The sequence below is a fragment of the Synechococcus sp. W4D4 genome, from assembly GCF_047716805.1.
In the GTDB taxonomy this organism is placed as follows: Bacteria; Cyanobacteriota; Cyanobacteriia; order PCC-6307; family Cyanobiaceae; genus Vulcanococcus.
The window spans coordinates 1,802,989-1,817,035 of the sequence record NZ_CP180404.1 but is presented as its reverse complement, the minus strand read 5'-3'; the positions used below and the strand labels follow the sequence as shown (position 1 = coordinate 1,817,035).

At 63.8% G+C, this 14,047-nt stretch carries 12 protein-coding genes; 6 read left to right on the top strand and 6 right to left on the bottom strand.

Going from position 1 to position 14,047, the window contains the following annotated elements:
* The first annotated feature begins 26 nt into the window (after nt 1–26).
* A complete protein-coding gene (gene cofG / locus ACLM42_RS10195) occupies nt 27–1,013 on the top strand; it encodes a 7,8-didemethyl-8-hydroxy-5-deazariboflavin synthase subunit CofG (RefSeq protein ID WP_415398980.1) in 987 nt (328 codons plus the stop codon).
* A gap of 58 nt (nt 1,014–1,071) precedes the next feature.
* Nucleotides 1,072–2,628: a photosystem II high light acclimation radical SAM protein gene (locus ACLM42_RS10190; RefSeq protein WP_415398979.1), complete on the top strand. Its 1,557-nt coding sequence runs from the start codon at nt 1,072–1,074 to the stop codon at nt 2,626–2,628.
* A 1-nt stretch (nt 2,629) separates the two neighbouring features.
* Here the strand turns inward: ACLM42_RS10190 and ACLM42_RS10185 are convergent, their stop codons facing one another.
* Genes ACLM42_RS10185 through ACLM42_RS10175 form a run of 3 tightly spaced genes read right to left on the bottom strand, consistent with a single transcriptional unit; the run spans nt 2,630 to nt 5,061 of the window.
* A complete protein-coding gene (locus ACLM42_RS10185) occupies nt 2,630–3,445 on the bottom strand; it encodes a lysostaphin resistance A-like protein (protein ID WP_415398978.1) in 816 nt (271 codons plus the stop codon).
* Nucleotides 3,445–3,765, bottom strand: a complete 321-nt coding sequence (gene clpS / locus ACLM42_RS10180) for an ATP-dependent Clp protease adapter ClpS (RefSeq protein WP_247909496.1) — start codon at nt 3,763–3,765, stop codon at nt 3,445–3,447. The genes ACLM42_RS10185 and clpS overlap by 1 nt, the downstream gene beginning before the upstream one ends.
* Before the next feature lie 45 nt (nt 3,766–3,810).
* Nucleotides 3,811–5,061: an LL-diaminopimelate aminotransferase gene (locus ACLM42_RS10175; RefSeq protein WP_415398977.1), complete on the bottom strand. Its 1,251-nt coding sequence runs from the start codon at nt 5,059–5,061 to the stop codon at nt 3,811–3,813.
* Between the two features lie 111 nt (nt 5,062–5,172).
* Here ACLM42_RS10175 and ACLM42_RS10170 point away from each other — a divergent pair, with 111 nt between their 5' ends.
* The 3 genes from ACLM42_RS10170 (at nt 5,173) to ACLM42_RS10160 (ending at nt 10,884) form a co-directional block, all read left to right on the top strand.
* Entirely contained in the window at nt 5,173–7,836 is a 2,664-nt protein-coding gene (locus tag ACLM42_RS10170; protein ID WP_415398976.1) for a TIGR03960 family B12-binding radical SAM protein, read from the top strand.
* 406 nt (nt 7,837–8,242) lie between these two features.
* The gene (locus tag ACLM42_RS10165; protein WP_415398975.1) at nt 8,243–10,294 is read left to right on the top strand and encodes an Rne/Rng family ribonuclease; all 2,052 of its coding nucleotides are present in this window, start codon (nt 8,243–8,245) and stop codon (nt 10,292–10,294) included.
* 14 nt (nt 10,295–10,308) lie between these two features.
* On the top strand, nt 10,309–10,884 hold the full coding sequence (locus tag ACLM42_RS10160; protein WP_415398974.1) for a ribonuclease HII: 576 nt from the start codon (nt 10,309–10,311) through the stop codon (nt 10,882–10,884).
* On the opposite strand, the gene ACLM42_RS10155 is transcribed toward ACLM42_RS10160, so the two are convergent.
* On the bottom strand, nt 10,881–11,420 hold the full coding sequence (locus ACLM42_RS10155; RefSeq protein WP_247909491.1) for a DUF1997 domain-containing protein: 540 nt from the start codon (nt 11,418–11,420) through the stop codon (nt 10,881–10,883). The genes ACLM42_RS10160 and ACLM42_RS10155 overlap by 4 nt on opposite strands.
* A gap of 52 nt (nt 11,421–11,472) precedes the next feature.
* On the opposite strand from ACLM42_RS10155, the gene pheA reads away from it, so the two are divergent.
* Entirely contained in the window at nt 11,473–12,297 is an 825-nt protein-coding gene (gene pheA, locus ACLM42_RS10150) for a prephenate dehydratase (RefSeq protein WP_415398973.1), read from the top strand.
* On the opposite strand, the gene ACLM42_RS10145 is transcribed toward pheA, so the two are convergent.
* A complete protein-coding gene (locus ACLM42_RS10145; protein ID WP_415400166.1) occupies nt 12,294–13,229 on the bottom strand; it encodes a methyltransferase domain-containing protein in 936 nt (311 codons plus the stop codon). The two genes, pheA and ACLM42_RS10145, sit on opposite strands and share 4 nt — an antisense overlap.
* Before the next feature lie 52 nt (nt 13,230–13,281).
* A complete protein-coding gene (locus ACLM42_RS10140) occupies nt 13,282–13,953 on the bottom strand; it encodes an LON peptidase substrate-binding domain-containing protein (RefSeq protein WP_247909489.1) in 672 nt (223 codons plus the stop codon).
* Between the last annotated feature and the right edge of the window lie 94 nt (nt 13,954–14,047).

Genomic DNA, 14,047 nt, shown 5'->3' with positions numbered 1-14,047 from the left:
CTAATCGGTGGCATTAGTTCTGCTGCTTGCTCCGCCCCCCTGTGCTGCCTGACGCTGCTGTTACCTGGAGCCCCAGTGTCACGTTGGTGCCGACCCACGGCTGCTTCAACCAGTGCGGCTACTGCAGTTTCCGTGTTTCTCCGGAGCTGGCTGTCCCCTTGACGGTTGAGCAGGCCCAGCAACACCTCAGCCAGCGCCCCGCTGCCGCTGAGGTGTTGCTCTTGAGCGGCGAGGAGGCGCCTGGCTCACCGGGTCGTTCCGCTTGGTTTGCTCGTTTGCTGCATTTCAGTCAGCTCGCTCTTCACCAGGGGCGGCTGCCACACACCAATGCTGGTCCTCTCAGTTCGAGGGAGATGGCACGCCTCGGCCGCTGCAATCCATCCCTCGGATTGATGCTCGAAGGCCTCGGGCCGGCCTATGTCCCATTGCATGCCCATGCCCCCAGCAAGCGACTTGAGGTTCGAGTCGCTCAGCTCGAGCAGGCCGGTCGTCTGGGCATTCCTTTCACCACAGGACTGCTTCTTGGAGTTGGCGAAACCCGCGCCAGTCGGATCGAGGCCCTCGAGCTCTTGAGGGATTTGCAGCTGCGTTGGGGTCATGTGCAGGAGGTGATTCTTCAGCCCTGGCGCCCTGATGGCGTTTCAGCCGTTGCGCTCTCTTCTGAAGAGCAGGCAGATCTTTTGGAATTGATCGCGGTGGCCCGCGAGTTGCTCCCGCCGGAGGTTCATCTGCAGACGCCTCCCAACCTCTGGCCTTTAGCGGCGCTTCCCTCCGCCCTGGCCGCAGGCATCGATGACCTGGGCGGGATCGATCTTGCCGATGTGATCAATCCGGCCTATCCACAACCGACCATTGGGGAGCTTCAGGCGGTGGTTGAAGCGTCTGGCCGGCAACTCAGGCCCCGCACCTGTGTTCATCGCCGCTGGTGGCAGCGTTTGCCCATTGCCCTACGGACGAGAGTGGAGCGGATCGACCAAAAGCTCCAGCAACGTTGGGCAACAGCTGCTTGTTAGCGTCCAACTTCGCCATGGGCGTCGCAGCTTGAGACCACTACCGCCAGCTGATCAGCGGGTGTTGCTCGTGCGGCTCCCGTGCAATCCGATTTTCCCGATCGGCCCGGTGTATCTGGCCGATCACCTGCACAAGCAATTTCCCGCGTTGCCGCAGCAGATCCTTGATCTGGCGGCGGTCCCCTTGCTGGATGTCGAGGCGGTGTTGCTGGAGCGCATTGAGAGTTTCCAGCCCACGGTGCTGGTCTTCTCCTGGCGCGACATCCAGATCTATGCCCCAGTGGATGGCCGCGGAGGCAATCCCCTTCAAAACTCGTTTGAGGTCTTCTACGCCCTGAATCCTGTTCGCCGGTTGCGCGGCGCCTTGGGCGGTTTACGCCTGATGGCCTCGTTCTATGGGGAGCTCTGGCGCAATTTGCGCCTGGTGCGTCGTGGTCTCAAGCGGGCGCGGCGTTATCACCCTGAGGCGCAAGCCGTTCTAGGCGGTGGTGCGGTCAGCGTTTTTTATGAGCAGCTCGGCAAACGTCTCCCCCGGGGGACCGTCGTTTCTGTCGGTGAAGGGGAACCGTTGCTGGACAAGCTCCTGCGCGGGGAGTCTCTGGCGAATGAGCGCTGTTTCCTGGCGGGGGAACCGCCCCGTCCGGGCCTGATCCACGAGCAGCCCTCCGGGATGGAGAAGACGGCCTGCGACTACGACTACATCGCCTCAATTTGGCCGCAGCTCGATTGGTACCTCGACGGGGGTGACTTCTACGTCGGCGTTCAGACCAAGCGGGGCTGCCCCCACAACTGCTGCTACTGCGTCTACACGGTGGTGGAAGGCAAGGCAGTCCGGGTCAATCCCGTCGATGAGGTGATTGCTGAGATGCATCAGCTCTATCGCCGTGGGGTGCGCGGGTTCTGGTTCACCGATGCCCAATTCATCCCGGCTCGCCGCTACATCGACGATGCCAAGGAGCTGCTGCGGGCGGTGAAGGCCCAAGGCTGGACCGACATTCGCTGGGCGGCCTACATCCGAGCCGACAACCTCGATGCCGAGCTCGCCCAGTTGATGGTCGAGACCGGTATGGACTACTTCGAGATCGGCATCACCTCCGGCTCCCAGGAGCTCGTGCGCAAGATGCGGATGGGCTACAACCTGCGCACGGTTCTCGAGAACTGCCGTCTGCTCGCTGAGGCGGGCTTCCGGGAACACGTCTCGGTCAACTACTCGTTCAATGTCATTGACGAGCGTCCGGAGACGATTCGCCAAACCGTCGCCTACCACCGCGAACTGGAGCGCATTTTTGGTGCCGACAAGGTGGAGCCGGCGATCTTTTTCATCGGTCTGCAGCCCCACACCCATCTGGAGCAGTACGGCTTCGATCAGGGCCTGATCAAGCCCGGCTACAACCCGATGAGCATGCTCCCCTGGACGGCACGGCAACTGCTTTGGAATCCCGAACCGATGGGCAGCACGTTTGGCCGCATCTGTCTGGAGGCCTTTGAGCGCAATCCCGCCGACTTCGGTCGCACCGTGATGGAACTGCTTGAGCGTGACTACGGCGCAGCTCCACTCGAAGAAGCGCTGCGTGCACCAGTTGAAGGCCGCAAGGCCTTGGCGACGGCGACCCGCTAGCTCAGCGCCACCAGTGGCGACGCACCAGGATTAACCCCGCCAGCCCGGCCCAGCCCAGGAGGCCTCCGATCGGGTTGGGATTGGCCCCGCCGGGACCCAGGAGCCAAGCGGGGCCCATCGCCGGAACGCTGATCAGGCCGGCTTGCAGGGCAAACCAGCCCCCGACCAGTCCGCCGTGGAGCCCAACCGAGCCCCAGAGCGCACCGTGGTCGGCCCGCCGTTGCAGGGCCAGGGCAAGCCCCAGGAGCACCAGCCCCACCAGCAAGCTGATGGAATCGAAGCCGGGGAGCTGATACCAGGGATGCACCAGGGCAAAGAAGGCGGCCTGCAGACCGATGGCCCGCTGCCGGCCCCCGAGCAGTTCCAGCTCACCCCAGAGCCAACCCCGAAAGAGCAACTCCTCGGCAAAGCCCACCCCAAGCAGAAGGGCGATGGCATTGAGAAGTTGTCCCGCCGTGAGTTGTCCCTGCCATTCGCTCTTGCCGCTGAGCAGGAGGACCACCACCACGCCAAAAAGAAGTGCAGTGGCCTTCAGCAACCCACGAAGGAAGGCTCGTAGGCCCGAAGCGGCAGGGACGACAACCCCGAGCTCTTGCCAGGGATGCTCGATGCCCCAGCTCCGGCGCAAGCGCCAAGGGAGGGTGAGCAGCAGCAATAGCAGTGCCACGACAACCCCAGCAAGGTCCACCTGGTCAGGACGCCATTGCGGAAAGACCAACGCCAGCGGCCTTGCGCTCAGCCAACCCAGCCCGTAGAGCACGGGGACATAGAGGAGCGTTCCCCACCAGTGCAAGGTTGATCTGGTGGGGGCCTGCATCACTCTTCGGGTTCGATCGTGCTGCTCAGGCCCTTGGCCTTGAGGGTTTCGCTGTAAAACTCCGCCGGCTCGATGTCGCAGACGATCACCAGGCCCACCCCGGTGTTGTGGGCTTCCATCATCACGGCAATGGCGTCCTGCTCACTGAGGGAGGGCACCACCTGCCGCAGGGTGGTCACCACATACTCCATGGTGTTCACCGGGTCGTTGTGGAGCAGCACCTTGTAGCGGGGCGAGGGTTTGCGCACCCGCTCCGGCGCTTTCTCCATCACAGCGGCGCCGCCGCTTTCGCGGCTGGGCGTCTGAGTTGATCGGATCATCCTGATCAGCTCCGGCATGACGAGGTAGGGACTTTAGTCAGCTGTTCAGGCCGCAGCAGCAGAAGGGGCCAGGGCTTCCTTGATCCGGCGCATGGCTTCGTTGACGTTCTCGCGGCTGTTGAAGGCCGAAAGACGGAAATAGCCCTCGCCGGCGGCACCAAAACCACTGCCGGGGGTGCCGACCACGTTGGCTTGGCTCAGGAGCAGATCGAAGAAGCCCCAGGAGTCAACGCCTGCGGGGGTTTTGATCCAGACATAGGGGGCCTGCTCGCCGCCGTAGACCGTCAGACCCGCACCGCTGAGTTCGCGGCGAATGATGGCGGCGTTCTCCATGTAGAAGCTGATCAGCCCCTTCACCTGGGCCTGACCTTCAGCGGAATAAACCGCTTCGGCGCCGCGTTGAACGATGTAGCTGACACCGTTGAACTTGGTGCACTGACGGCGGTTCCACAGGCCCCAGAGTTCCACCTTCTCGCCATTGGCGGCGGTGCCCATCAGTCCACGGGGCACCACGGTCAGGGCGCAGCGGGTGCCGGTGAAACCGGCATTCTTGGAGAAGGAGCGGAACTCGATGGCGCAGTCCCGGGCACCTTCGATCTCATAGATGGAGTGGGGCAGCGAGGGGTCCTGAATGAAGGCCTCGTAGGCCGCGTCAAACAGGATCAAGGCGTCGTTGGCACGGGCGTAGTCCACCCAGGCCTTGAGCTGCTCCTTGGAGGCCACCGCACCGGTGGGGTTGTTGGGGAAGCAGAGGTAGATCAGATCCACCTTCTCGGATGGGATCTGGGCGGTGAAGCCGTTCTCGGCGCTAATGGGCAGGTAGGTCAGACCGCCGTACTGGCCGGCGTCATCGGCATCGCCCGTGCGGCCCGCCATGACGTTGCTGTCGACGTACACCGGGTAGACGGGGTCGGTGACGGCGATCCGGTTGCCGGCACCCAGGATGTCGAGGATGTTGGAGCTATCGCACTTCGAGCCGTCGGAGACAAAGATCTCCTCGGCGCTGATGGTGCAGCCGCGGGCCTGGAAATCGTTGGCCGCGATCTTCTCGCGCAGCCAGGCGTAGCCCTGCTCGGGGCCATAACCATGGAAGCCTTCACGGGTCCCCATCTCATCGATGGCCGACTTCATGGCGTTGCGGCAGGCCTCAGGTAGGGGCTCGGTGACATCGCCAATGCCCAGGCGAATGATCGGAGCGTTGGGATTGGCTTCGCTGAACGCCTTGACGCGGCGGGCGATTTCAGGGAAGAGGTAGCCCGCTTTGAGCTTCAGATAGTTGCCGTTGACCTGGGCCATCTCACCGAGGGGCCGCGCGGGCCCGGTTGTACTGGCCGGATTGTCCTATGCGGAGGGGGCCGCCTGGGGGTGCCTCTGCATACGATCAAGTCAGTGCCAAGGCCTGCTGCTGTGACCGCCGTTTTCGATGCACCGGTGGATTTCGATGCCTTGGTGGATCGCAGCATTGCCAAGCCGGGCCGCTATCTGGGCAACGAACTCGGGGTTCAGGAGCGCGACTGGGATCAGGTCTGGCCCGCCGCTGCCGTGCGCTGGGCCCTGACCTACCCCGAGATCTACGAGGTCGGCTCCAGCAATACCGGTCACATCATTCTTTATTCGATCCTCAACAGCGTTCCAGGCCAGTTGTGTGATCGCAGTTATCTGCCAGGCCCTGATCTTTCGGAGCGCTTGCGTGAGCGGGGTCAGCCCCTCTTTGCCGTGGAGAGCCGTCGGCCGCTTCCCGCCTTCGACATCCTTGGCTTCTCCCTGAGTTACGAGTTGGGGGCGACCAACATCCTGGCGATGTTGGAGTTGGCCCATGTCCCCGTGCGGGCCGCTGATCGCGGCGATCTGCCTCTTGCGGATCCAGACGCCCCTCCACTGATCTTTGCCGGCGGTCCCACCGCCACGAGCAACCCAGAGCCCTTCGCCGCCTTCTTCGACTTCATCGTTCTGGGGGACGGTGAAGAGGTGCTCCCAGAGTTGGGTCTCGTTGTGGCAGAAGCCAAGGCTGCGGGCCTGAGCCGCAGCGCTTTGTTGCGGGATCTCTCCCAGGTGCCGGGGGTCTATGTCCCTTCCTTGTATGGCCCGGGTTCCGATGGGGTCAGTCAGCAGCCGCTGCATCCGGGGGTGCCCAAGCGGGTCATGCGCCGCACCGCCACGCCCATGCCTCACTACGCCATGGGCCTGGTTCCCCACATCGAGACGGTGCACGATCGTCTCACCGTCGAGATCCGTCGCGGCTGCACCCGCGGCTGCCGTTTCTGCCAGCCGGGGATGCTGACCCGTCCGGCCCGGGACGTGGAACCGCAGGCCGTGGTGGAGGCCATTGAGACGGGCATGGAGCGCACGGGCTATTCGGACTTCTCCCTGCTTTCGCTCAGCTGCTCGGACTATTTGGCTCTGCCGGCGGTGGGGGTGGAGCTACGCAACCGCCTCGCGGATAAGAACGTCACCTTGACCTTGCCGAGTCAGCGGGTCGATCGCTTCGACAGCAACATTGCCCACATCCTTGGCGGCACCCGCCGGGCTGGTCTGACCTTTGCGCCGGAGGCCGGCACCCAGCGGCTGAGGGACATCGTCAATAAGGGCTTGACCGATGCAGAGCTGCTGCGGGGGATTCGTACCGCCATGGAGAGCGGCTACCGCAAGGTCAAGCTCTATTTCATGATCGGCCTGCCGGGTGAAACCGATGCCGACGTCCTGGGCATCGCCGAGACCTGCAGGTCGTTGCAGCAGCAGTGCCGGGACCTGGGGCGGTTGGAGCTCAACCTGACCATCAGTAATTTCACGCCCAAGCCCCATACCCCATTCCAGTGGCACAGCGTCAGCACGGCTGAATTTGTGCGTCGTCAGCAGCTGTTGCGCCAGGCCCTGCGTCAGTTGCGCGGTCTGAAGACGAACTTCACCGATGTGCGCCTCTCGGCGATGGAGGACTTTGTCGGGCGGGGGGACCGGCGCCTCGCTCCCGTGATTGAGGCGGCCTGGCGCGCCGGGGCGGGTTTGGATGCCTGGTTCGAAGCAGCGGATCGCACCTATCAGGCCTGGACCGATGCGATCGAGGCGGCCGATTTGGGCGGGCGCTACCGCGAGCACGAGATGGGGGAATGGAGCTCTGCCGAGGGGATGGACCCTGGTGATCTGGCGGCTTTCTGCGCCCAGCCCCTGCCTTGGGATCACATCGATTCAGGGGTGGAGAAAAGCTGGCTCGCGGAGGACCTGCGCAATGCCCTGGCCGCGGCAGTAGTCCCGGACTGTTCCTTTGACGGTTGCAGCAGCTGTGGGGTCTGTGGTCCCGATTTGGGCCACAACGTGGTGGTCGCTCCTCCTGAGATTCCCGAACCGAGCCCCCAGCGCCCCCCGGCTAGTGAGCGCGTGCAACGCCTGCGCTTCCGCTTTGCCAAGACCGGTTCCTTGGCCTTGCTCAGTCACCTCGATCTCGTGCGCCTGATGGAGCGCGCCCTGCGCCGATCGGCCTTGCCGGTGAGCTTTACCGGAGGCTTCCATCCCCTGCCCCGGGTTCAGTTCGCCTTGGCTCTACCCCTGGGTGCTGAGGCGGATGGGGAATGGATGGATGTGGAGTTCACTGTTCCATTGGAGCCCGAGTCGGCTCGCCAGCAGCTTCAGCGCCAATTGCCCCCTGGATTCGCGCTGCTTGAGGTCAAGCCCGTTGAGGTCTTTGGTTCAAGCCTGTCGCAGGAGCTCTCTGGCGCGACCTGGGCGGTCGAGATGCGTGTGGAGCAGGGGCATGCCATTGCGTCTCTCGAGGCTTGGCAAGAGGCGGTGTCGGAGCTGTTGGCAGAGGAGAGCTGGATTTGGGAGGACACCGACAAGAAAGGTCGGCCCCGGCAACGGGACCTGCGTCCCTACCTCGGGGAGCTTGAGCTGCTCCCCCGCTCGGCGGATGATCCGGACCGTCAGGTGCTGCACTACAGCGCCGTGGTCGATCCAGCCGGCCGCAGTTTGAAGCCGGAACAGCTTCAGCATTGGTTCTCGCGCAGCTTGGGTCGGCCGCTGGCGATGGTGGGCCTGCGGCGGCGCTCGTTACTGCTGCAAACCCCTTCTGGCTGTTGAAATCAAGCGTGCTAGTTTGCAAACAGGACGGCAGATCTTTGACCGAAGCCGGTTAGTCGATCTCTCCCTCGCCCAGCCAGCCGACGTTGGCTGAAAGCGATCGGAACCTCCTCAGCAGCTTTCACGAGTTTCCCTTCCTGAAAGTCGCTCTCGGCGGCGCTGTTCAGACGGGCACCAATTGGCACCCGCAACTTTTTCGCGTTCAACCTCGCTGGTTCAACGCCCTCACCTTTCGCCGCAGCCTCAGCCTCGGCGTCGCGTTCTGAGCTTTTCTCACATCCCACTGGCAGGAGTCTCCCGGCATCGGCGATGCCGCGATCAGATCTCTGTCTCAGACCAACGCACTGCGTTCGTCCAGTCATTTCTTAACCCCGCCTGCCTTGTGCAGGTCCTTTCCTGACCTTCCATGCCCCAGCAGATCGTCATCGCCGAGCAACTGCGCATTGCCGCCGTTCTCACCGATGAGCGTGTCGACGAGCTTGTCGTCGCACAGGGCCTTTACCAAATCGGCGACGTCTATCTCGGGACGATCGAGAACGTTCTGCCCGGCATTGATGCCGCCTTCGTCAATATCGGAGAGGGCGAGAAGAACGGTTTTATTCATGTTTCCGATCTCGGTCCCCTTCGCCTGAAGAAAGGCACCGTTGGCATCACAGAGCTGCTCGAGCCCCGGCAGAAGGTTCTCGTCCAGGTGATGAAGGAGCCCACCGGCACCAAGGGCCCTCGCCTGACCGGCAACCTCACCCTTCCTGGTCGTTTTTTGGTGCTGCAGCCCCATGGCCAGGGCGTCAATATCTCCCGCCGGATCACGGCTGAAAGCGAGCGCAATCGTCTCCGCGCCCTGGGTGTGCTGATCAAGCCCCCCGGTGCGGGTCTGCTGATCCGTACTGAAGCCGAAGGCATCAGCGAAGAGCTGCTGATCGACGATCTCGAGGCGCTGCTGCGCCAGTGGGAAGCCATTCAGACGGCGGCCGAATCCGCAACGCCTCCGGTTCTGCTGAACCGCGACGACGACTTCATCCACCGCATCCTGCGGGACCACTACACCCCTGAGGTGGCTCGGATCGTCGTGGATGCCCAGAACGCGGTCTCCCGGGTCAACACCTTCTTGGGCAGCGATCCCCATCAGGTGCTGGTGGAGCACCACAGCGAGCCCACCGAGATCCTTGAGCACTACAAGGTCAATGCGGCCATCCGCGATGCCCTGAAGCCTCGGGTGGATCTGCCTTCGGGCGGCTACGTGATCATCGAGCCCACCGAGGCCCTGACGGTGATTGACGTCAACTCGGGCTCCTTCACCCGTTCGGCCAATGCGCGCGAGACCGTCCTCTGGACCAACTACGAGGCGGCGACCGAGATCGCCCGTCAGCTGAAACTGCGCAACATTGGTGGTGTCGTGATCATCGACTTCATCGATATGGAGTCGCGCCGCGATCAGCTGCAACTGCTGGAGCACTTCACCTCTGAAGTCCGCTCGGATTCAGCCCGTCCCCAGATCGCTCAGATCAGTGAACTGGGCTTGGTGGAGCTCACCCGCAAGCGCCAGGGCCAGAACATTTACGAACTCTTCGGTCGGGCCTGTCCCAGCTGCGGTGGTCTGGGTCGTGTGGTGGTCCTGCCCGGGCAAGACACCCTTCAACCCCTGGCCAGCGTGTCGGGCTTGGTTCGCTCGGCTGCCTCGGCCCGTGCTGAAGCCTCGACCCCTGTGGCCCTGGAGGGCGGCAGCGGCGGCCGCCGCCGCGGTCGGGGTCGCGGTGGACGCAGCTCCGATGGGGACGTCACCACGGGTTACGAAGACAGTGGTTTGGTGGCCGCTGGCCAGGCTGATCCTGTCGCCACGACCAGCAGCTCGGAAGGCCACAACCGCCGGCCTGAGCCCGAACTGGTCGCTGTCCCGATGGAACCTGAACAGGAATTGGTCTATGGCTGGTTGGGTCTCAACCCAGCCCTGCTCCTGGATCCTGCTCCGAATCCCGACAACTTGATGGTTCGAGTGGTCCGTCCGGGGCAAGACGCTGATGCGGTCCTGGATGAGGCCCGTCAGCAGTTGGCCGCTGCTGGTCCCCGCCGCCGTCGCCGAGGTCGCGGTGGACAGAACGCCAACACCAACGGCGCGGTGCCCGCTCCGGTGGCCGTTGCTCAGGTCGAACCCACCGGTGTGGCGATCACGCCGCTCCCCACCGTTTCGATCACGGAAGTGGCGATCACGGAGGCCCCGCTGACCACGGTGGCGATCACCAATACATCGGCTTCGCCGGCCCAAGACGAGCCGGCTCCAGCCCGCACGGGCCGGACTCGCACCCGGAGCCGCAGTAGTGCCAGCACCTCCAGCGGTGCCGTGGCTGTCACCGAAGCTCCTGTGGCTGAAGCCGCTGTGGTCTCGAGCCCTCCGGCAGACGAGACCGACGACAACGGAGAGCCCCGTCGTCGCCGTCGCCGTTCATCGGCCAGCGACTGAGGCCTGCGGCGGCGATGCGGATCGCTGGCGTCGATGAAGTCGGACGGGGCTGTTGGTTCGGCCCTGTCTTTGCTGGGGCTGTGGTCTTGAGCGATCCCGCTCGAGAGACCCTGGCCGCGGCGGGTTTGACCGACAGCAAAGCGCTCTCGGCCAAGCGGCGGGCCCTGTTGGTCCCTTTGATCGTGGAGCTGGCGGAGGCGTGGGCTCTAGGGCAGGCCTCCGCTCAGGAAATTGATGGAGTGGGGATCCGCAGCGCCACTGAACGGGCCATGCTGCGGGCCTTGCAGCGCCTGGGTTCTCCGGCTCCAGAGCATGTCTTGGTGGATGGGAACCTTTCCCTGCGCCTCTGGGCTGGCTCCCAGGAGACAGTCGTGCGAGGCGACAGCGCGCACCTTGAGATTGCGGCGGCCAGTGTGCTGGCTAAGCAGGCCCGGGATGCCCTGTTGGTGCGATTGTCAGAGCGCTATCCGGGTTACGGCTTTGAGCGCCATGCCGGATATGGCACAGCACAACATCGGGCCGCTGTGCTCTCCCTCGGCCCAACAGTCCTCCATCGCCACAGTTTTCTGCGCAAGGTGCTGGCGGCTTAGGCCTCGACGCCTGCAGGGTTGATGGCGTGCTGCTTGCACCAGCGCTGAAAATCGCTGATCAGTTGCTGTCCCACCCGGGTTTTGATGCCCAGCAAGATGCCTGCCAGCAGTGAGCGTCCCGTGGCTTCCAGCACTTTTGCTGGGATCAGTTTCAGCAGGCTGGGTTGGCTGACACTCACCGCCAGGCTGGCCTCCCCAACCAAGGCGCCGTCTCGCGCTTCAAGCCATGAGCCCAGGCTGAGCTGGAAATCGTCGACGACTCCCAGCCCTTCGAGCTGACAGTCGATGGCTTCGAGCTCGATGCGGTTGGGGCTGCGGCGGGCTACCAGGTCCACCACAGGTTGAATCTGCAGTTGAAAGACCTGCAGCTTGGTCACCGTGTAGCGATAGCGCCCAGGTGCGATCTTGCTGAGCTGCTCGGCCTCGAGCAGGGCTTCAATGACCTGCTCCTCGTCGTCCAGGTAGGCAGCCAAACGCTGTGCGTTCTGCTGCACCGGCAACTGCAAGGCTTGGCTGGCACTGAAGGCCAGAGGCATCAAAGGTCGGCCGAGGGGCCATGATCCTATCGAGCACGGCCCGATCAGCCCCATGCGCATTGCTTTTCTTGGTCCGGTGGGCACCTATGGGGAGCAGGCGGCCCAGGCCTTCGCGCAGCTGGAGCAGTGGGAGACACCTGAACTGCTCCCCCAGACGGGGATTCGCGCGGTGATCCAGGCCCTGGCGGCAGGCCGGGTTGATGCCGCCGTGGTCCCCGTCGAGAACTCGGTGGAAGGTGGGGTCACCGCTTCCCTGGACGCCCTGTGGGAGCACCCCGAGCTGGAGATTTCACGGGCGGTGGTCCTTCCCATTCGTCACGCCCTCGTCGGGAGCGGCAGTGTCGATGGGGTCAGTGAAGTGCTCTCCCACCCCCAGGCCTTGGCGCAGTGCAGCCTCTGGCTGAGCAACAACCTGCCCAATGCCCTGCAGCTGCCCACCAGCTCCACCGCCGAGGCTGCACGAATGGTCGCCGGCAGTCATTTCCGGGCGGCCATCGCTTCCCAGCAGGCCGCCAAGGATCATGGCCTCAAGGAGCTGGCCTACCCCATCAATGATGTGCCCGGCAACTGCACCCGCTTTTTGCTGCTCCGTCAGGGGGAACGCAATTGGCATGGGGAGCTGGCCAGCTTGGCCTTCTCCCTACAGGCCAACCAGCCCGGTGCCCTACTCAAAGCCCTGGCATGTTTCGCGCACCGTGGCTTGAACATGAGCCGGATCGAGTCCCGCCCCTCCAAGCGGGAGATGGGCGAATACATCTTTTTTGTGGACCTGGAGCTCCCGGATGGACCGGAGCCCCTGCATCAGGCCATGGAGGAGCTCAGGCCCCTCTGTGAGCACCTGGCGGTGTTTGGTGCCTACCCGATGACCCAGCTCTAGGCCGAGGGTTTGCGGGTTCGAAAGACGCCGAACTGCATCATTCCAGTGGCGAAGCCCCAGTGCATCAGCAGCAGGGTGGGGGATTCCCGCAGCCCCATCAAGACGGCTTTGGGGCCAAGACCCAGGACGGCCCTGGGTCTGCGGACTCCTTCAAGGATCGACTCGATCCAAGAGGGCAGGGTCTCGCGGCTCCAATCGGCGGTTTCCACGAGGGCACCGCTGCTCCAGCGGCTCTGCTCAAGGTTGCGGCGAAAACCTGGGATGCTGGCGAACTCCGGGTGGGCCCACTGCACCAGGAGCTGGTGCATCACCCAGCGCTCCTTGCGGTTCAGGGGCTTGACCTCAGGATCGCGGCGGTTCCAGTCGGCCACAGCCAGCAGACCGCCGGGTTTGAGAACCCGCAGCAGTTCATCGGCGTAGCGCTGTTTGTCCGGCATGTGGGGGCCAGCTTCCACGCTCCAGACCGCATCAAAACTGCCGTTCTCCAGCTGCAGATCCAGGGCATTCATCACGGCGAAGCGGCAGCTCAGGCCTTCAGGGGTGAGTTGCTGGGCCCGTTCGATTTGTCCTGGGCTGATGCTGATGCCGAGCACATTCAGGCCGTAGTCGCGGGCCAGGATCCGGGCACTGCCACCGATGCCGCAGCCCACATCCAAGACGGTGCTGCCGGGGGGAAGTTGATCCAAGCCGCTCCAGCGCACCAGTTCGTGGACGAAGTCAGCCTTGGCGGCTCGGAAGTCTCTGGATTGCGGGGGGGAGCCGTAGTGGCCCAGATGCACGTGATCGCCCCAAAGCCGCTCGAGCAGTTGGTCGTCGGTCCAGCGGTCGTAGGCCTCAGCCACGCTGGCGGTGCTCTCAAAAGCACGATCTCGCGCTGACCAAATCGCCAGACCCACCAACAGCAGTACAGCCGCAACGGCGATCATGAGCATGACGCCGCTCGCCCAGGGGCTGAGCAGCGCCAACACGGCACTGGTTTGCATCTCAGTTCTCCTCGCTCTCGCCGGCCTTCAGATCCCTCAGGGTTGACTCCAAGACCGTTCGTGCGGCGAGCTGGCGGCGGGTCTCATCCAGCAGCTCGAACTCCTGGCGCAGCCGTTCTTCGGTGTTGGTGATCTCCAGTAGGGCTTGCTGTTGATCGGCCACGGGGCCCCCCAGGTGCGAGCCAATCCAATACGAGAGCTCCCTGGGTAAATCAGGCAGATCGTTGGGGAGGCTGGTGGGTTTACCCATCAATTTGCCGGTCAGCTCCACTACGTCCTTAAGAGCACTGCTGACTTCGCCCGAGAGATCCTGCAGTTGGGCGTGGTCGTCAGGCTGATCGTCTTCGATCCAGCTCACCAGGCCGACCTTGAAGGGGGCCTCACGGACCACCTCCAACAACCTGAAGCGCTGTTGGCCCATCGTGACGATGTAACTACGGTCATCGTCCTGGGTCTGGCACTGGAGGATCTCAGCGCAACAGCCCACGCTCGCCATCGTTCCTTCCTGGGGGTCCCAGCGGACCACCCCGAAACGCCGGTCGCTCTCCAGGACCGTGCGCAGCATCATCCGGTACCTCGGCTCAAAGATGTGCAACGGCAGCACTTCCTGGGGGAAGAGCACCACATCCGGCAGCGGGAACAGCGGCAGTTCTCTCACGGCCAGTTGCGTCACGTCGTTGCACCTGAGCCTGAAGAGGGCGAATGCTAGGCAGTGATGATTCGCCGTCGTGTGGTTCGAACACACAAAAAAACCCGCCCTGGGGCGG